This is a genomic window from Streptomyces rubradiris (genome assembly GCF_016860525.1).
Classification (GTDB): domain Bacteria; phylum Actinomycetota; class Actinomycetes; order Streptomycetales; family Streptomycetaceae; genus Streptomyces; species Streptomyces rubradiris.
This window is the reverse complement of sequence record NZ_BNEA01000015.1, coordinates 3,770,425-3,789,961: the sequence shown is the minus strand read 5'-3', so window position 1 is coordinate 3,789,961 and position 19,537 is coordinate 3,770,425. Positions and strand designations below refer to the sequence as shown.

The following is a 19,537-nucleotide window of genomic DNA, read 5'->3' as shown; positions in this document are numbered from 1 at the left end:
CAGGTGGGTGGAATTCGGACGCTCGATAGACTGAGCCGACACAAACGAACCGAGCGAGGAGCGCACGTGGGCCTTGTCGTGCAGAAGTACGGAGGCTCCTCCGTAGCCGATGCCGAGGGCATCAAGCGCGTCGCCAAGCGGATCGTGGAAGCGAAGAAGAACGGCAACCAGGTTGTCGTCGTCGTTTCCGCGATGGGCGACACGACGGACGAGCTGATCGATCTCGCCGAGCAGGTGTCTCCGATGCCTGCCGGCCGGGAGTTCGACATGCTGCTGACCGCCGGAGAGCGGATCTCCATGGCCCTGCTGGCGATGGCGATCAAAAACCTGGGCCACGAGGCCCAGTCGTTCACCGGCAGCCAGGCGGGCGTGATCACCGACTCGGTCCACAACAAAGCCCGGATCATCGACGTCACGCCGGGCCGCATCCGCACCGCGCTGGACGAGGGCAACATCGCGATCGTCGCCGGGTTCCAGGGCGTCAGCCAGGACAAGAAGGACATCACCACGCTGGGGCGTGGCGGGTCCGACACGACGGCCGTGGCGCTGGCCGCCGCGCTGGACGCCGAGGTCTGCGAGATCTACACCGACGTCGACGGCGTGTTCACCGCCGACCCGCGGGTGGTGAAGAAGGCCCGGAAGATCGACTGGATCTCCTTCGAGGACATGCTGGAGCTGGCCTCGTCCGGGTCCAAGGTGCTGCTCCACCGCTGTGTGGAGTACGCCCGCCGTTACAACATCCCGATCCATGTCCGGTCCTCGTTCAGCGGACTGCAGGGCACGTGGGTCAGCAGTGAGCCGATTGGGGACAAGAAGGTGGAGCAGGCCATCATCTCCGGTGTCGCGCACGACACCTCCGAGGCCAAGATCACGGTCGTCGGTGTGCCGGACAAGCCGGGTGAGGCCGCCGCGATCTTCCGGACCATCGCCGATGCCGAGGTCAACATCGACATGGTCGTGCAGAACGTGTCCGCCGCCTCCACCGGGCTGACGGACATCTCCTTCACCCTGCCGAAGACCGAGGGCCGCAAGGCCATCGACGCGCTGGAGAAGAACCGCCCCGGCATCGGCTTCGACTCGCTGCGCTACGACGACCAGATCGGCAAGATCTCCCTGGTCGGCGCCGGCATGAAGACCAACCCGGGCGTCACCGCCGCGTTCTTCGAGGCGCTGAGCAACGCGGGCGTGAACATCGAGCTGATCTCCACCTCCGAGATCCGCATCTCGGTCGTCACGCGCGCCGACGACGTGCCCGAGGCCGTCCGCGCCGTGCACACCGCCTTCGGGCTCGACTCCGACTCCGACGAGGCCGTCGTCTACGGAGGCACCGGCCGATGAGCCGGGGTACGGCCCGATGACCGGTGGGCCGACGCTCGCGGTCGTGGGAGCGACCGGGGCCGTCGGCACGGTCATGCTCCGGATCCTGTCCGAGCGCGCGGACATCTGGGGCGAGATCCGGCTGATCGCCTCCGCGCGCTCGGCCGGCCGCAAGCTGACCGTGCGCGGGGTGCAGGTCGAGGTCACGGCCCTGTCGGAGGACGCCTTCGACGGGGTCGACATCGCGCTGTTCGACGTGCCCGAGGAGGTCGCCGCCGCCTGGGCGCCGGTCGCCGCCGCGCGCGGCGCGGTCGTCGTCGACCGCTCCGGTGCCTTCCGGGCCGACGCGGACGTGCCGCTCGTGGTGCCCGAGGTCAATCCGCACGCGCTGCGCTCCCGCCCGCGCGGGATCGTCGCGAGCCCCGGCAGCACCACCCTGACGATGATCGTCGCCCTGGGCGCGCTGCACGCCGAGTACGGCCTGCGCGAGCTGGTGGTGTCGTCGTACGAGGCGGCGAGCGGGGCCGGGCGGGCCGGGGTGGACGCCCTGCGGGCCCAGCTGGCCCTGGTGGCCGGGACCGAGCTGGGCACGCAGCCGGGGGACCTCAGGCGGGCCGTCGGGGACGCCGCCGGGCCGTTCCCGGAGCCGGTCGCGCTGAACGTCGTGCCGTGGGCCGGGCCGCCGCGGGCGGACGGCTGGTCGGCGCGGGAGCTGGCGGTGCGCGAGGAGTCCCGCAAGGTCCTCGGCCTGGCCGCGCTGCCGGTCGCGGTGACCTGCGTCCAGGTGCCGGTGGTCACCACGCACTCGATGACCGTGCACGCCCGCTTCCAGCGCGAGGTCGCGGTCGACGGCGCCCGGGAGATCCTCGCGACCGCGCCGGGCGTGGTGCTGTGCGACGACCCGGCCGCCGGCGAGTTCCCCACCCCGGCCGACGTGGTGGGCACCGATCCGACCTGGGTCGGGCGGCTGCGCCGGGCCCTGGACGATCCGGCCGCGCTGGAGTTCTTCGTGTGCGGCGACAACCTGCGCAAGGGCGCCGCCCTGAACTGTGTGCAGATCGCGGAGCTGCTCGCCGGGCCGGCCGACGGGGAAGAGGCCGGGGCGGCCGGCCGGGTGTGACGGCTTTGTAGGATCCGCGTAAGAAGTGTGGCCGGGAGCATGGTCCAATTCCCTTGAACCGTCCCTCTTGGCAGCAGAGGATTTCACTCCCCGTCTTCCGCAACCGTACGGAGGGCGGGGAGCGTCTTTGCGGTCACCCTTGCGGGGCCTGGGGGCGTGTTGATCCTGGCGTGGGGACGCCGTGATCGGGGCGTGGGGACGCCCGTTCAAATGGGACATAAGGGAAGAGCGGGACGCATGACGGCACTTGAGGCACGGCCGGTTGTCGCACATGTGACGCCCGGCACGTACAACCCCCGAGGGGGGAGGCGTGTCCAACTGGCGTGGCAGAGGTACTCGAACTCAGTGTGGCCCCCGGCGGCGCGGCCCTGCGGCCGCGTCCGGCGCTCCGGCCCCGCACGTCCGGCGGCATGCCGGTGATCGCGCCCATGCCCGCAGCGCGGCCCGCCCGCATACCCAGTCAGCGTGACGGCGCCGAGGAGACTCCGGGCGCCGTGACGGCCGAGGCCGCCGGGACCACCGTCGACCACCTCACCGAGACCTACCGGGCGCACTACCGCTCGCTGCTGGGTCTCGCCGCGCTCCTCCTCGACGACACCGCCTCCTGCGAGGACGTCGTCCAGGAGGCGTTCATCCGCGTCCACTCGGCCCGCCGACGCGTCCGCGACCCCGAGAAGACCCTCGCCTACCTGCGGCAGACGGTCGTCAACCTCTCCCGGTCCACGCTGCGCCGCCGCATCCTCGGCCTGAAGCTGCTCTCCAAGCCGATGCCCGACGCCGCGAGCGCGGAGGAGGGCGCCTACGACCAGCTGGAGCGCCGGGACCTCATCAAGGCGATGAAGGGCCTCCAGCGCCGCCAGCGCGAGGTGCTCGTGCTGCGGTACTTCGCGGACATGACCGAGGCCCAGGTCGCCGAGACGCTCGGCATATCCCTCGGCTCGGTGAAGGCGTACGGCTCGCGCGGCATCGCCGCGCTGCGGGTGGCCATGAGGACACCGGCATGAGCGACCACGCCGAAGGGGGCGACCCCCATGAACGTCACGAGCCCCGCGCCTGGCACGAGCCGGCACGCCGCGACGGGCAACCGCACACGCCAACGCACGCTGGGAACGGAACTGTGAACCACGGCCCCGACGGCACGGGCCCCGCAAGGCCCGGCCCGGTCACCGACTCACCGGACGGCCTCTTCGGACCCGACGCGGACGAGCCGGATTTGCGCCGCCTGCTGCACTCGGCGGTGGAGGACATCGAGCCGCGCGGGGACACCCTGGAGCATCTGCGCCGGGCGATCCCCGCCCGCCGCGCCCGCAAGCGCCAGGCGGTGGTCGGCGTGGCGGCGGCGGCCCTGTTCGTCGGCACCGCGATCCCCGCCCTGGTGCACGTCTCGAACTCCGGTGGCTCCGGCCCCAACACCGCCATGGCCGGCCAGACCTCGCAGGCCCAGGGCGGCACCGGCCAGGGCAAGGACAAGGGCCCCGTCGGCGAGGACGGCGAGAAGGACACCGGGAGTACGAAGACCAAGCCCGGCAAGAAGCCGGACAAGGGCGGCGGGAAGGACCACGAGGACGGCCACCGCGCCGGCTCCCCCGGCGGCGCCGGACCCTCGGCCAGCGCGGCCACCGGCATCCCGGCGTGCTCGCCGGACCGGCTGGGCTCCGCGAGCGGCACCGTGAACGCCCCCGACTCCGCGGGCGTGGTCTCCGGCATCTTCCGCATCGTCAACGTCTCCGGCACGGCCTGTACGGTGTCCGGCCCGGGCAGCGTCACCACCGCGGCCCAGGGCGCGGCGGACCCGGCCAAGGTCGGCGCCGTACGGCACACCGCGGGGGACCAGGCGGCCACGGCCCTGCCCGACCCCTCGCTGGAGGTCGCCTCGCTGGTCCTCGAACCCGGGGCGGCCTACGAGGAGAGGTTCGCCTTCGTGCCCTCCGAGACCTGCCCCGTCACCGGCGGCGACGGCACGGACGGGGGCTCCGGCACGGGCGGTCCGTCACCGGATCCGTCGCCGACCCAGGAGGCGGGCGCCGCCGGCGGCTCGACCGACACCGGTACCGGCACCGGGTCGCCGGGCGTCACGACGCAGCTGGTCGCCGAGGGCGGCACGGCCGACGGCAGCGTCGCGGTCACCCACACGGCGCAGGACGGCGCACCGTCGGCTACCGCGGTGGTGCCGGGGGCGTGCGCGGGGACGGTGTACTACACGGGGCTGCTGGCGGGCGGGTAGGCATCGCGGCCGGTTCCGGCCTGTTCCTGCCGGTTCCGGCCTGTTCCTGCCGGGCGCGGGCCCTGCCGGGTCAGCCGCTGGGGACCGGCGTCCGCTCCGCGTCCTCCGGGACCAGGCCCAGCGCCGCGTCCCGCTGGAACTCCAGCTCCCGCCGCAGCAGCCGGAACCACATGAACACCACGAACCCCGCGAACACGAACCACTCGCCGGTGTAACCGAGGTTCTGGAACGCCTTCAGGTCCAGCCCCGTACCGCTCGGCGCGCTCGCGGGCACGGCCTTCATCCCGGCGTCGCCCTCGTCCAGCGTCACCCACGCGTCGTACAGCCGGTCCGGCACCAGGTTGACCAGCGACGCGGTGCTGATCGCCGCGGTCTGCCCGGCCGGCAGCCCGCCCTGCGCGGCGACCCCGTTGTCCCCCGGGGTCTCGGACGCCTGGAGCGCGCCGGTGACGGTGACCTCGCCGGCGGGCGGGGCGGGAGCCTTGGCGGGGTCCGCCGTGCCCGGCAGCCAGCCCCGGACCACGGGCAGCGCCTTGCCGGAGTCGGTGCGCAGCAGGGTGAGGACGTAGAAGCCGCGCTTGCCGTCCAGCTCCCGGCCGGGCACCAGCAGCTGCCTGCCGTAGTGCCCGCTGGCCGTGACCCGCCGGCCGGAGGTGCTCTTGTCGACGGGCAGCATGGAGGCCAGCGGGCGCGCGGCCTCGGCCCGGCCGGACGTGGCCTGTTCGGTCGCGGAGCGGTGGTCCTGCACCCGCCCCTCGAACCGGCTCAGCTGCCACGACCCCATGAAGACGCAGAACGGGATGGCGAGCAGCACGAAGACGTTGATGCCCCACCAGCGGGGTGTCAGCAGAAACCGGTACACGCCCTCCACGGTACGGCGCCCGCCCCGGTGCCCCGGCCTCGGGTCAGCTCTTGCTCGCCTTCAGGGAGTAGATCAGCGGGACGCGCGGATGGCCCGCGGGGAAGCGGTGGTAGCCGTCGCGGACCTCGAAGTTCGCGAAGCGCGGGAAGAGCGAGACGTCGTGCTCGTGCAGGAACTCCACGCGCAGCCCGGCGGCGGCGAGCGCGGAGACGACGTCCCCGAGGGTGTGCTGCCACTCCACGCTGCGGTTGTGGACGGTTGCGGCGTCCCGGTCGGCGTAGGTGCCCGGGTCGTCCCACACCTGCGCGTCCCGGGCGAAGTAGTCCCGCACGATCCGGGTGCCGGTCTCGTCGTCCAGGGACTCGGTGATCGGGTGGAACTCGGCGAGGTACAGGAACCCGCCGGGCGCGACAAGGGAGGCCGCCGTCTCCGCCCAGCGCCGGATGTCCGGCAGCCAGCACAGGGCGCCGAGCCCGGTGTAGACGATGTCGTACGACGGCTCGGGCACCGCCTCGGCCGCGTCGTACACGTCACTGGTGACGAAGGCCGCCCGCTCGGGGCCGTAGCCGAGGTCGGCGGCGAGGGCGCGGGCCGCCGCCACGGCGGGGGCGGAGAAGTCCAGGCCGACGACGCGGGCGGCGCCCCGGTGGGCCCAGGAGAGGGTGTCGGTGCCGATGTGGCACTGCAGGTGCAGGAGCGTCTTGCCGGTGACGTCACCGACCTCCGCCGTCTCGAAGTCGCGCAGGTCGTCGCGGCGGGTGCGGAAGCCGGCGAGGTCGTAGAAGGGACCGGCGACGTGGAGCGGCACCCGCTCGTCCCACATGGCCCGGTTGTCCTCGCGCCAGCCGTCGGGAACGCGGGCGTCGGGAGTGTGACCGTCGGCGGCGCGGGCGTCGGGAATGTGGCCGTCGGCGGCGCGGCCGTAGGGAATGTGACCGTCGGTGGCGCGGCCGTCGGTGGCGCGGGCGTCGGGAATGTGGCCGTCGAGGCCGGACGGAGAGGACCCTTCGGCGCCGGATCCGTCGGATATGGGCGAGGAGGCGGCGGAAATGCTCATGCCCGGAAGTTATCCACAGGCTGCGCACACCCGCCACCCAATTGTCGGCGCGGCCAGGCAGTATGGGCGCATGACTGGGGCCATGAGTGAGAGCAGGACGCCGGACACACCGGACATGCCGGACTGGGAGCAGCGTTTCAGGGCGCCGCGGGTCTCGCTGCCCGACTGGGCGGAGGACGCGCCGGACCGCGCCCTGTTCGTGTCGAACGCGACGGGGACGTACGAGCTGTACGCGTGGGACCGCGCGACGGGCGAGCGGCGGCAGGTGACCGACCGGCCGAACGGCACGACGGACGGCGTGCTCTCCCCGGACGGCGCGTGGATCTGGTGGTTCGACGACAAGGACGGCGACGAGTTCGGCATCTGGCGCCGCCAGCCCTTCACGGGCGGCCCGGACGAGCCGGCCGTGCCCGGCCTGGCCCCGTCCTACCCGGCCGGCCTGGCCCTGTCCCGCGACGGCCGCACGGCGGTCGTGGGCCGCTCCACGGACGACGACGGCACGACGGTCCACCTGGCGCGCGAGGGCGCGGAGACGGTGGAGATCTACCGGCACCGCGAGTCGGCGGGCGTCGGCGACCTCTCCCACGACGGCTCGCTGATCGCGATCGAGCACACCGAGCACGGCGACGCCATGCACGCGGCCCTGCGGGTGCTGCGCCCGGACGGCACGACGGTCGCCGAGCTGGACGACACCAAGGGCGGTGTCGAGGAGCTGGGCCTGGAGGTGCTGGGCTTCGCCCCGGTCGACGGCGACACCCGGCTGCTCGTCGGCCATCAGCGCCGGGGCCGCTGGGAGCCGATGGTGTGGGACGTGGCGACGGGCGAGGAGACGGACCTGGCGCTGGACCTGCCGGGCGACCTCGGCGCCGAGTGGTACCCGGACGGCTCGGCGCTGCTCGTCGTGCACGGCTTCGAGGCCCGCAGCGAGCTGTTCCGGTACGACCTGGCGGCCCGCGAGCTGACCCGCATCCCGACCCCGCCCGGCACGGTCTCCGGCGCGACGGCCCGCCCCGACGGCAGCGTGGAGTACCTGTGGTCGTCGGCCGCCGAACCCCCGGCGGTGCGGTCCACGGCGGGCGGTGTGGTGCTGGACTCCCCGGGCATGGCGTGCCCGCCGTCGGTGCCGGTGGAGGACGTGTGGGTGGAGGGCCCCGGCGGCCGCATCCACGCCCTCGTCCAGAAGCCGGCGGGCGCCACGGGTCCCCTCCCCACCGTCTTCGACCTGCACGGCGGCCCGACCTGGCACGACAGCGACTCCTTCGCGGCGGGCCCGGCGGCCTGGGTCGACCACGGCTACGCGGTGGTCCGCGTCAACTACCGCGGCTCCACCGGCTACGGCCGCGCCTGGACCGACGCCCTCAAGCACCGGGTGGGCCTGATCGAGCTGGAGGACGTGGCCGCGGTGCGTGACTGGGCGGTCTCCTCGGGCCTCGCCGATCCCGCGCGCCTGGTCCTCACCGGCGCGTCCTGGGGCGGCTACCTCACCCTGCTCGGCGTCGGCACCCAGCCGGACGCCTGGGCACTGGGCATCGCGGTGGTGCCGGTCGCGGACTACGTCACGGCGTACCACGACGAGATGGAGGCCCTGAAGGCCATGGACCGTACCCTGCTGGGCGGCACCCCCGAGGAGGTCCCGGACCGCTTCGCCGCGTCCTCCCCGCTCACCTACGTCGACCAGGTCAAGGCCCCGGTCTACATCTCGGCGGGCGTCAACGACCCCCGCTGCCCGATCCGCCAGATCGACAACTACGTCAAGAGACTCGAAGCCCGCGGCGCGGTCCACGAGGTCTACCGCTACGACGCGGGCCACGGCTCCCTGGTGGTGGACGAACGCATCAAGCAGGTGAGACTGGAACTGGACTTCGCGGCGCGGTATTTGCCGTCCTGACCGGTCCGAGCTTGGCCTGCCGGCTCACCGGCCGGGGTGTGGGGAACCCCGGCCGGCATGCCGACCGGGGCCCTCGACGACCGAGCCACCGAGGGCCCCTTGCGGAAGACCTTCCCCGTGCCGTGTGCCGCTACGGGAGATCCGGCCGTATGGCACCGGCGCCTCGCACCTCCGCGGCCTCACGATGCTCGAACCAGACGGCTTTCGACCGCGGGGAAAAGCCGCCGAAGAACGTGATACCCCAGCGGGCGGCATGCGCCTCGACCAGGGCGAGGCCGCGTCCGTGCTCGAACTCCTCGTGCGGGGGCTGCTTGGGCGCGGGGGCCTTTGTCCGGGGGCCGTCCGATGGCCCTGTCGTTTCGCGGCGGGGACGTTGGTGGACGTGACGGTCGAACCGCTGGACGCTCAAGGTCTGTCGCTCAGGTGGTATTCGATCATCCCGTCTCGGAATCCGAGCCGTGTGAATCCAGCCTTGATCAACACCCGGCCCGAGGCGGGGTTTTCGGGGTGGTGCCTGCCCCCCAGAGATTCGAGGCCGGCGGTGGTGAAGGCGAAGAGGATGAGTTCCTGGACGGCGCTCGTCGCGTAGCCCCGGCCCCAGCAGTCTTCGCGAAGGACGTAGCCCAGTCGTCCGTGCCCGTCGGGACGGCGGCCCAGCTTGACGACGCCGGCCAGGTCCCCGGCGACATCCACACCGAGGATGTATTGCTCGGTGGGTTCGGCGTTGGCCCATTCCTGCACGCGCACTACGTACCCCTCGGCCTCTTCGCCGGTCATCGCGGGGCGTCCGAGGAACGTGACGGCGGCCCCGCTGTAGATGTGGCGGATGGCCGGGGCATCGGAGGACGTAAGCGGTCGGAGGGAGATCATGAAGTGGTGAGGAGGGCGGCCAGATCGGTGGCGGACGGCCGATTCTCCGGGGCTGGGGCCAGGCACGCGCGGATTGCTGCCTCGAACTCGGGGAACGCCCAGGGACGGACGTCGTTGAGCGGTAGCGTGGCTGTCTTTGCGATGGCCTTGAGCTTGTCCTCGCGCGGGGTGTCGTCCTCGTAGGAGACCGGTCGGCGTCCGGTCCAGCACCAGAACAGCGAAGCGCCCAGTCCCCAGATGTCGGCCGGTGGCTCTGCCTGGATGTGAGTGTCGGCAGTGGTGGCGAGAATGGCGTCCGCGATCTCGGGGGCGGTGGTGTGGGTGAGCGCGCCACGGTAGGGCAGACGTGGCCCGTCGTCGGGGCCGCATGCAAGGGCGTAGTCGATGACCTCGGCGTGGCCGTCGTTCGCGATCAGGGTGTTGGTGGGCTGGACGTCAGCGTGAGCCCACCCGGCGACGTGCATCCGCGCCAAGCGCTCGGCCCACGTCCGGGCGACGCCCAGGAGCCAGGGGCGCACCGAGGGGCGGTCACCTTCGGGTCCACGTGCCAGGGCGAACGCCCGCCACACCGGAACGCCGTCGACCCACCGCACCGCGAGCCACCGGCCACCCTCCCAGGCTCCGGCGTCGACTCGGTAGCCGGGGTTCAGCGCGCCGGCCCCAATGAGGCGCACCAGGTGGTTGTCTTCCTGCACCATCTCGGTGGCCTTGTCCCGTGCAGGGTCTCCGTCGGGGTTGTTCGCCTTCAACGCGACGGCACCCCGGGGGCCCTCTATCTTCCAGGCCCGGGAGCCGCGCCGGTCACTCAGCAGCCGGGTCGTGAAGGGCTCGCCGACGCGGTCTCTCAGGAGACCGACGGCTTCAGCGGGGGGAGGAAGCGCTTCGCCCATGTGCGGATCTCCGTCCAGTCGTAGGGGATGTGCTCGAAGACATCGCGGCCGTCGTCGTCGGCCACGGCGAGCGCGGCGGCCAGGTCGGGGGTTGCGTGGAGGAACTGCGGGTCGCGTCGGCGGATCGCGGCTCTCACAGGGAGGAACGAAACGGGGGCGGCCGGGATGCGTTCGCCGGCCCGCGTGTTCTCCTCCTCGCCCGCGTGGAACTTGCCGAACATGATCCCGACAGGGCTGTACAGGTTCTTGAGGGCCCAGTGCGGCCACGTCAGCAGGTCGCGGTGCCGGGCGCCGGGAACCTCGCCCAGGATCACGATGTTCTCGCACCGCAGGAACCCGTGCGGCCGGTGGATCAGGGGGCGCAGCCACTCGGCGGCTTGTGCGCCGGCATGGAACAGCTCGGCTTCCACGGCGTCCGCGCTTCCGTCGGCGTGGTAGACGGTCCAGGTGGTCAGCCCGCGCTCGGCAGAGGGGGACAGGTAGGGGCAATGGGCCGTCATCTGTTCCGCGTACCCGGTGATATCGATGGATCGCGGCCTGGTGGTGCTGGCCTCAACGAGGCGGAGCGCCCCAGCGGTCGACCGGGACGCTCCGTTGACGCGGGTGAGGGTCACCGGCTGCCCGGCGCGGCGTCGTCGCCGTCACCGGTGGTGGGACCGCAGTCCCACTCGGCCACGACCTTGCCGGTCTCCTTGTAGCGGGCGAGCGCGTCCTCGTCGAGGACGCCGTCAGCGTCGGTGAACCACATCTCGGGCAGCGGGCCGTATGCCTCCTCGTACGCTGCCACCCAGGCGATCGGGCCGGAGCCGCTCATCTCGCGGTGCCCGAGGACGGCGCCGGCATGCTCGGTGCTGAACTCGGCGTACTGGGGGGTGGCGAGCATCTGGTGCCACGCGGCATCCACAGCCGGCGAGAACATCTCGGCGGGGCCCTCGCCGTTCCTGAATCGCTGCCCAGAGATGGCCAGGAAGCGGCCGAGTTCGCGGCGTTCGATGGTGGTGGTGCTCATGGTGGTGCTCCTTTCGACGGTCTTGCGAGTGGTACGGGATCGTGCAACCGCTTCGTCCGGTGGGCGGGCGCAAGTCTGCTAGTCCACCGTCGGGCGTTTCGGCGATGGCCGGTGGGACCACGGCGACGGTGGCGACGCCGATGCCAGAACGGCGAGTTGCTGGCGCCACTCGGGCCAGAGACTCATCGAGTCACGGCACGAGCCGGACGTTGTCGCCTGAGGTCGTCCACTCCACCCCGTTCTCGGGCCGGATGTGCGCGGCCCGGACCCCGCCGTGGCTGTGGAACTCGTGTGTGTCGGCGCGGACCAGTTCGGAGGTTCGTCACTCGGTCGCTCCTCTCGGACGGGGCAGCAGCGGGTCGTGGCTTGGATGGGACATGGCGCGACCCGCTGCCTCGGGACCGCCCGGAGGGTCCTGCGACCGCTTGGGCGTATGACCAGTCAACGACTTTGCGACGGCGGCGCACAGGAAAGGTCGCCGTCGACTTCCTCGCAGCGAACCGGAAGACTTTGCGTCCGTATTACTCCGTTGCTGGTTCCGGCAGTGGGCTCACGGCTACGTTCTGTGGCATGGGAGCGAACGTCATCCTCAAAGGCCGGATGGACGAACTCGGCCTCACGCAAGACGAATTAGCACGTCAGATGAACGTCGCGCTCGAAGCGCTCGGGGGTAAGCCGGGCGATGTGTCCGCGCGGACGGTGCGGAATCTGCTCAGCGGGAGCACCCGCAGGCCGATCGGTCGCACCTGCGCCGCGCTGGAAGCGGTGTTCGGGTGTCCAGTGTCGGCTTTAGGGTTCGACCCACCACGTACTGCCGCACAAGCGGAGGACCCAGTGCACCGCCGTACTTTCCTTGTCTCAGCGACCGGAGCTGTCGTCGCCACCGCGACCCCGGCACGACGCTCGCGGCTGGGGTGGTCGGACGCCGACCGATTTCACCTGGAGTACGCCAGCCTGCTTGGCGACGACTCGCGGCTCGGCGGGACGCGGCGGATCGAGCACAGGAGCGTCGAACTCGCGGCGCGTATTCAGTCCTCGCTCGCTGACGGTGGTGCCTCGGACCGCGTCCGGCGTCAGTTGTACCGACTCGCGTCCGACGTCACGTGCTTGGCGGCCTTCGCCGCCATCGACGCGAGCGCTCCGCATCGTGCGCGTACCCACCTGGACAAGGCCCTCACTCTCGCGGGACTCGCACGCGACAGCGAGGCCATGTTCCGGGTCTGGGACCACCTGATGCTCACCTCCAGCCAGCGGGAGAACCACGCCGAGGCGGCGGCCGGCGCGGAGGTGATGAAGCGGTCGTCGGTGGCTCGGCGCGACCCGTCGTACGCGTCGCTGGCGCACATGCGGCACGCCAACGCCATGGCCAGGCTGCACCGGCCCGTGGCGGCGGTGCGGGCCCTGAACCTCGCGGAGAGGGCTTTCGAACGGCCCCGGGACGAGCGGCCGTCCGCCTGGATCGGGTTCTACGGTCGGGCCGAGTTCGACGCCCTGTCGTCGTACGTCTGGACGGCGCTCGGGGAGCACGAGCGGGCCGAGTCCTGCCTGCACCGCACGCTCGCGGCCATCCCCGGCGGCATGGTCCGTAACCAGGCGCTCTACACGGCGCACCTGTCGCTGTCCCAGGCGAGGCAGGGGGAGGCCGAACTGGCTTGCGCCACCGGACGGCGGGCCTTCGACATGCTGCTGCTTGCGTCCGGGTCGCAACGTACGACGAACACGCTCGCCAGAACGCGCCAAGTCATCGAAGCCACGGGCACGAAGGCGCCCGAGGTCGTGGACTGGATCGAGGAGTCGCGCCGATGGATCTGAAGTGGTACGCGCATGCCGACGCACCGGACGTCCGCTCCCTGCTCCTGGACATTCACGACGAGGTGTACGCGAACGATCCCGACCCTTTTCACTCGCGCGAAAGATTCTCGTACTTCGTCGACCTGTGGTCAGGGCGCGAGGACTGGCGCTGCGTCTCGGGCTGGGAGGACGGTGGCCCGGTCGGGTACGCGTACGGTTCGACGTTCAAACCGGGCGGCTGGTGGAAGGGAACGGTCCGGCCCAGGGGCGTGCGCGGCCGGATCTTCGCCCTGTCCGAGCTGATGGTGGTGCCCCAGTGGCAGGGCACCGGCCGGGCACGGCAGATCCATGACGCGCTGATCCACTCGGTCGACGTCGACTTCGTGACGCTCCTCGTCGATTCCACGCACGCCAAGGTGCAAGCTCTGTACGAGAAGTGGGGCTACGAGAAGCGGGACGAGGCGAAGCCCTCCCACGACTCTCCCGTGTACTCGGTGATGGTGCGCACGCTGCGGACCGACTGACCCGGAAGCGGCGGGCTTCTGAACGGCTCCGCGTCAGCGCAGTTCCGCCAGGCCCGTGCGGGTCGCCGCCACGACCACGCGGTCCCCCTTCTCCAGTACGTGGTCGGAGGAGGTGTCCGGGTGGCCCAGGCGGGCCAGGGCGCGCCAGGAGCCGGTGTGGAAGGCCTCGCGCAGGGTGCGGCCCTCCAGTTGGGGGTGGCCGTCGACGTCGACCGCGGCGAACAGCAGCACGCGCCGTTCCACCGCGATCGCGCCCAGGACCTGCCGGCCGAGCATCGCCCCGGCGAACGCGGGCGCGGCCAGATGGGTGACGCTGCGGCTGCGGGTCAGGGCGTTGGGGTGGGCGGCGCGCAGGGTGCGGTAGACGGCGGTGGCGAAGTCGTCGTCGTACAGCCGCAGCACCACCCGGAGGTCGGGGCGGACCGTGCGGGCGTAGAGCGCGGCCTCCAGGTTGGTGGTGTCGGCGCTGGTCACCGCGAGCAGCGTCCGCGCCCGGTGGATCTGGGCCGCCTCCAGGACGCCCTCCTGGGTGACGTCCCCGAGGACCACCGGCACCCGCAGCCGGCGGGCGGTGGCCAGACCGCGTGCCTCCGGGTCGGACTCGACGCACACCACGGGGACGTTCAGCTCGCGCAGCCGGGCCAGTACCCGGGTGCCGATCTTGCCGAGGCCCAGCAGCACCACGTGCCCGCTCAGCCCGCGGGGCGGCCGGCGCAGGGTGGAGGCGGTGCGGAAGGTGCCGAACGCCTCCAGCGCGGCGGCCAGCAGCACCGGCAGCAGGAGCAGTCCGACGAGTGCGGACAGGAGCTGGAGGACCTGACGGCCGAGGGGTTCCTTGAACGCCGGGTCGTCGATGGCGAACAGGTCGAGGAGGGTGATGTAGCAGGCGCGCAGCAGATCGATGCCGGTGACCAGCCACAGGGCGACGGCCAGGGCGATCACGCAGCCGGCCAGTCCGGCCAGCGACCAGCGCAGCCGCCGGGAGAAGAGCGAGGCGAGCGGCATGGCGCCGGTCAGCCGGCGGACGGGCGCGGCGGACTCCGCGTCCGTGGGGGAGGAGACGTGTTCCAGCACCACTGCCTGCCGGCCGGCGGCCCGCCGTACCTGCTCGTCGCCGGGGAGCAGCACCGGTGGCTGCTCGCCGTCGGACAGCAGGGCGAGGGTGGACAGCCCGGCCCCGTCCTCCCCGGGCAGCGGGCGTTCCACGGCCCGCAGCAGCAGGCCCTCGGTCTGTACGACCCTGCTGGTGCCGGTGACGGCGGTGGCCGCGAGCGCGGGCGCGGCGGTGTCGGCGTCCGACAGCACGGTCGTGGATGCCTCCAGCCCGGCGCCCGGGCCGGCCACCCCGTCCCCGGCGGCCAGCGCGGCGGCCTGGTCGAGGAGTTCCTCGATGTGCCCGCCCAGCCGCCGGTTGTAGAGCCGGAGGACCAGCCGCAGCCGGGGGTTGAGCCGGCGGGCGGTCAGCGCGGCGCGGATGTTGGTCTCGTCGTCGTCGTACACGAGGGCCAGTGCGGCGGCCCGCGCCACCCCGGCCTCCGCGAGTACCGCCTCGGACGGCTCGGCGGCCTCCAACACGCTTTCGGCGTCCGCGCGTTGGCCGGCCGACGGACCTGTGGTGGGCTGCCCGGCCGCGCCCGCCCGGCCGACCGTCCCCACCGCCGCGCTGACCATCCGGTCGAACAGCGCCGCCGACGCGGCCCGGGCCCGGCCGACCACCGGGGGCCGCGCGGTGCGCCGGTTCGGCGGTACGACGAGGGTCACCTGCTCGTCGTAGACCCCGCGCAGCTCGGCGGCCAGCCGGTGCGCGAGCCCGTCGTCACCGCACACCACCATGTGTGCCTGCGGGACTCCTGGTCCCCCCTGATACGGAACGCTCGCCACGAGGGGAAAGAGTGGCCGAAGCCGGAGCCCGGTTCCAGGCGGCTAGCGGGCCTCGGCCGCCGCCGCGTCGAAGTCGAAGCGGGCCAGGTCGCGCAGCCACGACTCCGCGTTGCCGTCCGAGGGGGCGCGCCAGTCGCCGCGCGGGGAGAGCGAGCCGCCGGCCGAGACCTTGGGCCCGTTCGGCATCGCGGAGCGCTTGAACTGCGAGAACGCGAAGAAGCGGCGGCAGAACACCTCCAGCCAGTGCCGGATCTCGGCGAGGTCGTACGCCACCCGCTTGGCCTCGGGGAAGCCGGGCGGCCAGGCGCCGGCCTCCGGGTCGTGCCAGGCGTGCCAGGCCAGGAAGGCGACCTTCGAGGGCCGGAAGCCGTAGCGCAGCACCTGGAAGAGGGTGAAGTCGTGCAGCGCGTACGGGCCGATCTTGGACTCGGTGGACTGCATCTCCTCGCCCGGCACCAGCTCCGGGCTGATCTCGGTGTCCAGGATGGCGGACAGGACCTTGCCGGTCTCGTCGTCGAACTGGCCGCTGGCGATGACCCAGCGGATCAGGTGCTGGATGAAGGTCTTCGGCACCCCGGAGTTGACGTTGTAGTGGCTCATCTGGTCGCCGACGCCGTACGTGGACCAGCCGAGCGCCAGCTCGGAGAGGTCGCCGGTGCCCAGCACGATGCCGCCGCGCTGGTTGGCCAGCCGGAACAGGTAGTCGGTGCGCAGGCCCGCCTGGACGTTCTCGAAGGTGACGTCGTAGACCGGCTCACCGGCGGCGAAGGGGTGGCCGATCTCCTTCAGCATCAGCCGTGCGGTCGGCGTGATGTCCAGCTCGGCGGCGGTGACGCCGAGCGCGCGCATCAGCTTGTGCGCGTTGTCCTTGGTGTGGTCGCTGGTGGCGAAGCCGGGCAGGGTGAAGGCCAGGATGTCGCTGCGGGGGCGGCCCGCGCGGTCCATCGCCCGGGCGGCGACGATCAGCGCGTGCGTGGAGTCCAGGCCGCCGGAGACGCCGATGACGACCTTGGGCCCGCCGATCGCCGCGAGCCGCTGCTGGAGCCCGGCGACCTGGATGTTGTACGCCTCGTAGCAGTCCAGGGCGAGCCGGTCGGGGTCGGCGGGCACGAACGGGAACCGCTCGACGCGGCGGCGCAGCCCGAGGTCGGTGCGCGGCGGGTCCAGCTCGAAGGAGACGGTCCGGAAGTCCCCGGTGCGCGCGGCGTGGGCCCGGCGGTTGTCGTCGAAGGTGCCCATCCGGTGGCGTTCCTGCCGCAGCAGGTCGAGATCGACGTCGGCGACGGTGTACTGGTCGCCGAGCGGGAAGCGCTCGGACTCGGCGAGCAGCACCCCGTTCTCGTAGATCATGGTCTGTCCGTCCCAGGACAGGTCGGTGGTGGACTCGCCGAGGCCGGCCGCCGCGTAGACGTAGGCGGCCAGGCAGCGGGAGGACGCCGAGCGGCACAGCAGTGCGCGGTCCTCGGCGCGGCCGACGGTGATGGGGCTGCCGGAGAGGTTGACCAGGACGGTGGCCCCGGCGAGGGCGGCCTCGGCGCTGGGCGGCACCGGCACCCACATGTCCTCGCAGATCTCGGTGTGCAGCACCAGTCCGGGCACGTCCTCGGCCGCGAACAGCAGGTCCACCCCGAACGGCACCTCGGCGCCGGCGACGCGGATGGTCCCGCCCCGCTCGTCGTGGCCGTCGGCGATCTGCCGGCGCTCGTAGAACTCGCGGTAGTTCGGCGGGTACGACTTCGGTACGACGCCGAGGACGCGGCCCCGGTGGACGATGACCGCGCAGTTGTAGATCCGGTGGCGGTGGCGCAGCGGGGCGCCGACGACCACGACGGGCAGCAGCTCGGCCGAGCCGGCGACGACCGTGTGGAGCGCCGCCTCGACCTGGTCGAGCAGCGCGTCCTGGAGGAGCAGGTCCTCGATGGAGTAGCCGGTCAGGCCCAGCTCGGGGAAGACGGCGACGGCGACGCCCTCGTCCGCGCACCGGCGGGCCTGGCGCAGGACCGCCTCGGCGTTGGCGTGCGGGTCGGCGATGACGGTGTGGCCCGTGCACGCGGCGATGCGCGCGAAGCCGTGGCTGTACAGCGACCAGAAGTTCAACGGGGCTTCCTTCATGTTTCAACAGACCGCACTGACGAAGCGAATCTCCTCCTGAGGGAAGCCTAGATCCCGGCCGCGCGGAGCCCGGGACCCGGCCATGTGCTCGGCGGGTGCCCGGGGGCTGGTAGGCGGCCATGTACCTGGCGGGTGCCCGGGGGCCGGTACTCGGGCACGTACGTGGCGGGTGCCCGGGGCCGTACTCGGGCACGTACTCGGGTGCGGCTGAGTATCTGTCCCCTGTGCGCGGGCGGCGCGCGGCGCGACGGTGGAGGCATGCGAAAACGAGCAGGGAAATCCACGCGCACGGCCCTCAGGGCGCTGCCGGTCCTCGCGCCCGCCGTGGTCGCGCCGCTGGCGTGGGCCGGCTGGCTGGGCTGGGACCAGCAGCGGGACGTCCACGCCGACGGCACGACGACCGGCCCGTACCAGGCATGGCAGGTGCTCGGGCTGGTCCTGACCCAGCTGGCGCCGGTGTACTGGGCCACCGCCCGCCGCCACCCCCTCGCCGCCGTCCTCGGCACCTCGGCCGGCCTGACCGCCGCCGCGTACTACGACTGGTCCGACGACGCCAGCGGCCTGTTCGTGATCGGCGTGGGCCTGGTGACACTCGGCAGCCTCGCCGCGACCGCCGCCGCGACGGGAGCGATCACCTTCGCACGCCGCGCCCGCGCCGGCGGCGAGCCACCCACCGTCGGGCACCTGTCGTAGGGGGCGTGCGTCCGCGCGCCGGCCATCACCAGCACGCGGGGACGGGCGGAAGGCACCGGTCCGGAAGAAAAGACGCCGCGATCCGGAGACTGGCGGGGCGGGCCGCGCCGCGGTGGGCCGCTTCGGGGGTGCCGTGGGCCGGGGTCAGTCCGCCTCGCCGAGCTCGGCGAGGCGGGCGCGCAGGCGGGCGTTCTCCTGCTCCAGGGCGTCCATGCGGGCGCGGACGGGGCGGAGGGCGGTCTCCAGCTCCTCCTCGGAGTAGCGCGGGGTGATGTGCTGGTGGCAGTTCCAGTTGAAGCCCTCGACCTCGACGATCATCAGGCGCTCCACCTTGCCGTCGGTGCGCGGCTTGCCGAGCCGTTCGGTGAGCGCGGCATCCTCGTCGAGCCCCTGGGTGCGGGCCCGGCCCAGCAGCTTCAGGCGGGCCTGCCGGGCGTAGTCCATGAAGAACAGCGCGACCCGGCCGTCGGTCCGCAGATTGCCGGTGGTGATGTACTGCCGGTTGCCGCGCACCTCCGCCCAGGCCAGCCGCCGCTCGTCCAGGACGTGGACGAAACCGGCGGGGCCGCCGCGGAACTGGATGTAGGGCCAGCCGGTCTCGCCCGTGCTGGCCAGGTAGAACCCGTCCCGGCTGGTGAGGAACGCGGCCTCGTCGGGACCGAGTTCGTCCGGGCCGGTGTCGGGCTGGGCGAGGGCGCGCACCCCTAACAGGCCGCTGCCCTGCTCCTCCTGGACGCGGCGCACGCTGTCCGTGTAGGCGAGGTGTGCGAACCGTCCCATCTAGCGCTCTCCCTCCCCGACGTCCGAGGCCGCGCCCTGCCGCGCGGCCGGTGTGGCACCCAGGACGGAGGCGAGCAGGCCGGGGAAGCGCCGCTCCAGCTCCTCGCCACGGATCCGGCTGACCCGGGTGTTGCCCCGCAGACGGGTCTCGACGAGGCCGCTCTCGCGCAGGGTGCGCAGGTGGTGGGAGACGGTGGAGCGCCCGACCGGCAGCTCCAGCGCGCCGCAGGGCGCCTCGCCGACGGTGTCGAGCAGCCGCACGATCTGCAGCCGTACCGGGTCCGCGAGGGCTTGCAGCACGGTGCCGATCTCCACTGTGGCGAGATCCGGCTGCGGCAGCCGGGTCTCCTCCGTCATTCGCATCCTGCCTCCAGGCTCTTCCCGCCTCGCGCGGCCCGGCGGCACCGGGGCGAGGGAGGCGAGGTCGCGCGACTATGGCGAGGTCACGCGTCTATGGCGATGTCGCTCGACATCTACGATACACATCGAACCTCTATTACGATCTGCGTCGACATACCC

Annotated in this window: 18 protein-coding genes; 8 read left to right on the top strand and 10 right to left on the bottom strand. The window is 72.5% G+C overall.

Annotation, left to right across the window (positions count from 1 at the left end):
* The first annotated feature begins 66 nt into the window (after nucleotides 1-66).
* From Srubr_RS29990 to Srubr_RS29975, 4 genes are all read left to right on the top strand, one after another.
* Nucleotides 67-1,338, top strand: coding sequence for an aspartate kinase (locus tag Srubr_RS29990; protein WP_181794916.1), 1,272 nt, complete (start codon nucleotides 67-69; stop codon nucleotides 1,336-1,338).
* Nucleotides 1,339-1,354: 16 nt separating this feature from the next.
* Nucleotides 1,355-2,437, top strand: a complete 1,083-nt coding sequence (locus Srubr_RS29985; protein ID WP_189998979.1) for an aspartate-semialdehyde dehydrogenase — start codon at nucleotides 1,355-1,357, stop codon at nucleotides 2,435-2,437.
* Between the two features lie 323 nt (nucleotides 2,438-2,760).
* On the top strand, nucleotides 2,761-3,441 hold the full coding sequence (locus Srubr_RS29980) for a SigE family RNA polymerase sigma factor (RefSeq protein WP_189998981.1): 681 nt from the start codon (nucleotides 2,761-2,763) through the stop codon (nucleotides 3,439-3,441).
* Between the two features lie 113 nt (nucleotides 3,442-3,554).
* Entirely contained in the window at nucleotides 3,555-4,661 is a 1,107-nt protein-coding gene (locus Srubr_RS29975) for a hypothetical protein (protein ID WP_189998983.1), read from the top strand.
* Nucleotides 4,662-4,731: 70 nt separating this feature from the next.
* Here Srubr_RS29975 and Srubr_RS29970 read toward each other — a convergent pair whose 3' ends face one another.
* Nucleotides 4,732-5,523 carry an SURF1 family protein gene (locus Srubr_RS29970; RefSeq protein ID WP_189998984.1) on the bottom strand — a complete coding sequence of 264 codons (792 nt, stop codon included), beginning with the start codon at nucleotides 5,521-5,523 and terminating at the stop codon, nucleotides 4,732-4,734.
* A gap of 43 nt (nucleotides 5,524-5,566) precedes the next feature.
* On the bottom strand, nucleotides 5,567-6,346 hold the full coding sequence (locus Srubr_RS29965) for a class I SAM-dependent methyltransferase (RefSeq protein ID WP_189999018.1): 780 nt from the start codon (nucleotides 6,344-6,346) through the stop codon (nucleotides 5,567-5,569).
* Nucleotides 6,347-6,662: 316 nt separating this feature from the next.
* Here Srubr_RS29965 and Srubr_RS29960 point away from each other — a divergent pair, with 316 nt between their 5' ends.
* Complete coding sequence (locus tag Srubr_RS29960; RefSeq protein WP_189998986.1) at nucleotides 6,663-8,468, top strand: S9 family peptidase; 1,806 nt, start codon at nucleotides 6,663-6,665, stop codon at nucleotides 8,466-8,468.
* A gap of 405 nt (nucleotides 8,469-8,873) precedes the next feature.
* Here Srubr_RS29960 and Srubr_RS29955 read toward each other — a convergent pair whose 3' ends face one another.
* The 4 genes from Srubr_RS29955 to Srubr_RS29940 form a co-directional block, all read right to left on the bottom strand.
* A complete protein-coding gene (locus Srubr_RS29955) occupies nucleotides 8,874-9,338 on the bottom strand; it encodes a GNAT family N-acetyltransferase (RefSeq protein WP_189998988.1) in 465 nt (154 codons plus the stop codon).
* The gene (locus Srubr_RS29950) at nucleotides 9,335-10,228 is read right to left on the bottom strand and encodes a protein kinase domain-containing protein (RefSeq protein ID WP_189998990.1); all 894 of its coding nucleotides are present in this window, start codon (nucleotides 10,226-10,228) and stop codon (nucleotides 9,335-9,337) included. The genes Srubr_RS29955 and Srubr_RS29950 overlap by 4 nt, the downstream gene beginning before the upstream one ends.
* Nucleotides 10,183-10,728, bottom strand: coding sequence for a DUF6875 domain-containing protein (locus Srubr_RS29945; RefSeq protein WP_229926955.1), 546 nt, complete (start codon nucleotides 10,726-10,728; stop codon nucleotides 10,183-10,185). The genes Srubr_RS29950 and Srubr_RS29945 overlap by 46 nt, the downstream gene beginning before the upstream one ends.
* A 110-nt stretch (nucleotides 10,729-10,838) precedes the next feature.
* Nucleotides 10,839-11,237, bottom strand: coding sequence for a hypothetical protein (locus Srubr_RS29940; RefSeq protein ID WP_189998994.1), 399 nt, complete (start codon nucleotides 11,235-11,237; stop codon nucleotides 10,839-10,841).
* A gap of 570 nt (nucleotides 11,238-11,807) precedes the next feature.
* On the opposite strand from Srubr_RS29940, the gene Srubr_RS29935 reads away from it, so the two are divergent.
* Together Srubr_RS29935 and Srubr_RS29930 are read left to right on the top strand one after the other, a co-directional pair.
* On the top strand, nucleotides 11,808-13,049 hold the full coding sequence (locus tag Srubr_RS29935) for a helix-turn-helix domain-containing protein (RefSeq protein ID WP_229926956.1): 1,242 nt from the start codon (nucleotides 11,808-11,810) through the stop codon (nucleotides 13,047-13,049).
* Nucleotides 13,040-13,552 (top strand): GNAT family N-acetyltransferase, encoded by a 513-nt coding sequence (locus Srubr_RS29930; protein WP_189998996.1) that lies wholly within the window; start codon nucleotides 13,040-13,042, stop codon nucleotides 13,550-13,552. Before Srubr_RS29935 ends, Srubr_RS29930 begins: the two co-directional genes overlap by 10 nt.
* A 33-nt stretch (nucleotides 13,553-13,585) precedes the next feature.
* Here the strand turns inward: Srubr_RS29930 and Srubr_RS29925 are convergent, their stop codons facing one another.
* Together Srubr_RS29925 and Srubr_RS29920 are read right to left on the bottom strand one after the other, a co-directional pair.
* Nucleotides 13,586-15,385, bottom strand: coding sequence for a potassium channel family protein (locus Srubr_RS29925; RefSeq protein ID WP_189998998.1), 1,800 nt, complete (start codon nucleotides 15,383-15,385; stop codon nucleotides 13,586-13,588).
* A gap of 90 nt (nucleotides 15,386-15,475) precedes the next feature.
* On the bottom strand, nucleotides 15,476-17,545 hold the full coding sequence (locus Srubr_RS29920) for an NAD(+) synthase (protein WP_189998999.1): 2,070 nt from the start codon (nucleotides 17,543-17,545) through the stop codon (nucleotides 15,476-15,478).
* 258 nt (nucleotides 17,546-17,803) lie between these two features.
* Here Srubr_RS29920 and Srubr_RS29915 point away from each other — a divergent pair, with 258 nt between their 5' ends.
* Nucleotides 17,804-18,238, top strand: coding sequence for a hypothetical protein (locus Srubr_RS29915; protein WP_189999001.1), 435 nt, complete (start codon nucleotides 17,804-17,806; stop codon nucleotides 18,236-18,238).
* Between the two features lie 144 nt (nucleotides 18,239-18,382).
* On the opposite strand, the gene Srubr_RS29910 is transcribed toward Srubr_RS29915, so the two are convergent.
* Both Srubr_RS29910 and Srubr_RS29905 read right to left on the bottom strand, forming a co-directional pair.
* On the bottom strand, nucleotides 18,383-19,018 hold the full coding sequence (locus tag Srubr_RS29910; protein WP_189999003.1) for a pyridoxamine 5'-phosphate oxidase family protein: 636 nt from the start codon (nucleotides 19,016-19,018) through the stop codon (nucleotides 18,383-18,385).
* Nucleotides 19,019-19,381 carry an ArsR/SmtB family transcription factor gene (locus tag Srubr_RS29905; protein WP_189999005.1) on the bottom strand — a complete coding sequence of 121 codons (363 nt, stop codon included), beginning with the start codon at nucleotides 19,379-19,381 and terminating at the stop codon, nucleotides 19,019-19,021. It lies immediately after the preceding gene.
* Nucleotides 19,382-19,537: the final 156 nt, after the last annotated feature.

Coding starts and splice junctions, on each gene's coding strand:
- Srubr_RS29985 (WP_189998979.1), top strand. CDS start 1,355: ATGACCGGTGGGCCGACGCTCGCGGTCGTGGGAGCGACCGGGGCCGTC.
- Srubr_RS29965 (WP_189999018.1), bottom strand. CDS start 6,346: ATGTGGGACGAGCGGGTGCCGCTCCACGTCGCCGGTCCCTTCTACGAC.
- Srubr_RS29960 (WP_189998986.1), top strand. CDS start 6,663: ATGAGTGAGAGCAGGACGCCGGACACACCGGACATGCCGGACTGGGAG.
- Srubr_RS29955 (WP_189998988.1), bottom strand. CDS start 9,338: ATGATCTCCCTCCGACCGCTTACGTCCTCCGATGCCCCGGCCATCCGC.
- Srubr_RS29950 (WP_189998990.1), bottom strand. CDS start 10,228: ATGGGCGAAGCGCTTCCTCCCCCCGCTGAAGCCGTCGGTCTCCTGAGA.
- Srubr_RS29945 (WP_229926955.1), bottom strand. CDS start 10,728: ATGACGGCCCATTGCCCCTACCTGTCCCCCTCTGCCGAGCGCGGGCTG.
- Srubr_RS29940 (WP_189998994.1), bottom strand. CDS start 11,237: ATGAGCACCACCACCATCGAACGCCGCGAACTCGGCCGCTTCCTGGCC.
- Srubr_RS29935 (WP_229926956.1), top strand. CDS start 11,808: ATGGGAGCGAACGTCATCCTCAAAGGCCGGATGGACGAACTCGGCCTC.
- Srubr_RS29930 (WP_189998996.1), top strand. CDS start 13,040: ATGGATCTGAAGTGGTACGCGCATGCCGACGCACCGGACGTCCGCTCC.
- Srubr_RS29925 (WP_189998998.1), bottom strand. CDS start 15,385: ATGGTGGTGTGCGGTGACGACGGGCTCGCGCACCGGCTGGCCGCCGAG.
- Srubr_RS29920 (WP_189998999.1), bottom strand. CDS start 17,545: ATGAAGGAAGCCCCGTTGAACTTCTGGTCGCTGTACAGCCACGGCTTC.
- Srubr_RS29915 (WP_189999001.1), top strand. CDS start 17,804: ATGCGAAAACGAGCAGGGAAATCCACGCGCACGGCCCTCAGGGCGCTG.
- Srubr_RS29910 (WP_189999003.1), bottom strand. CDS start 19,018: ATGGGACGGTTCGCACACCTCGCCTACACGGACAGCGTGCGCCGCGTC.
- Srubr_RS29905 (WP_189999005.1), bottom strand. CDS start 19,381: ATGCGAATGACGGAGGAGACCCGGCTGCCGCAGCCGGATCTCGCCACA.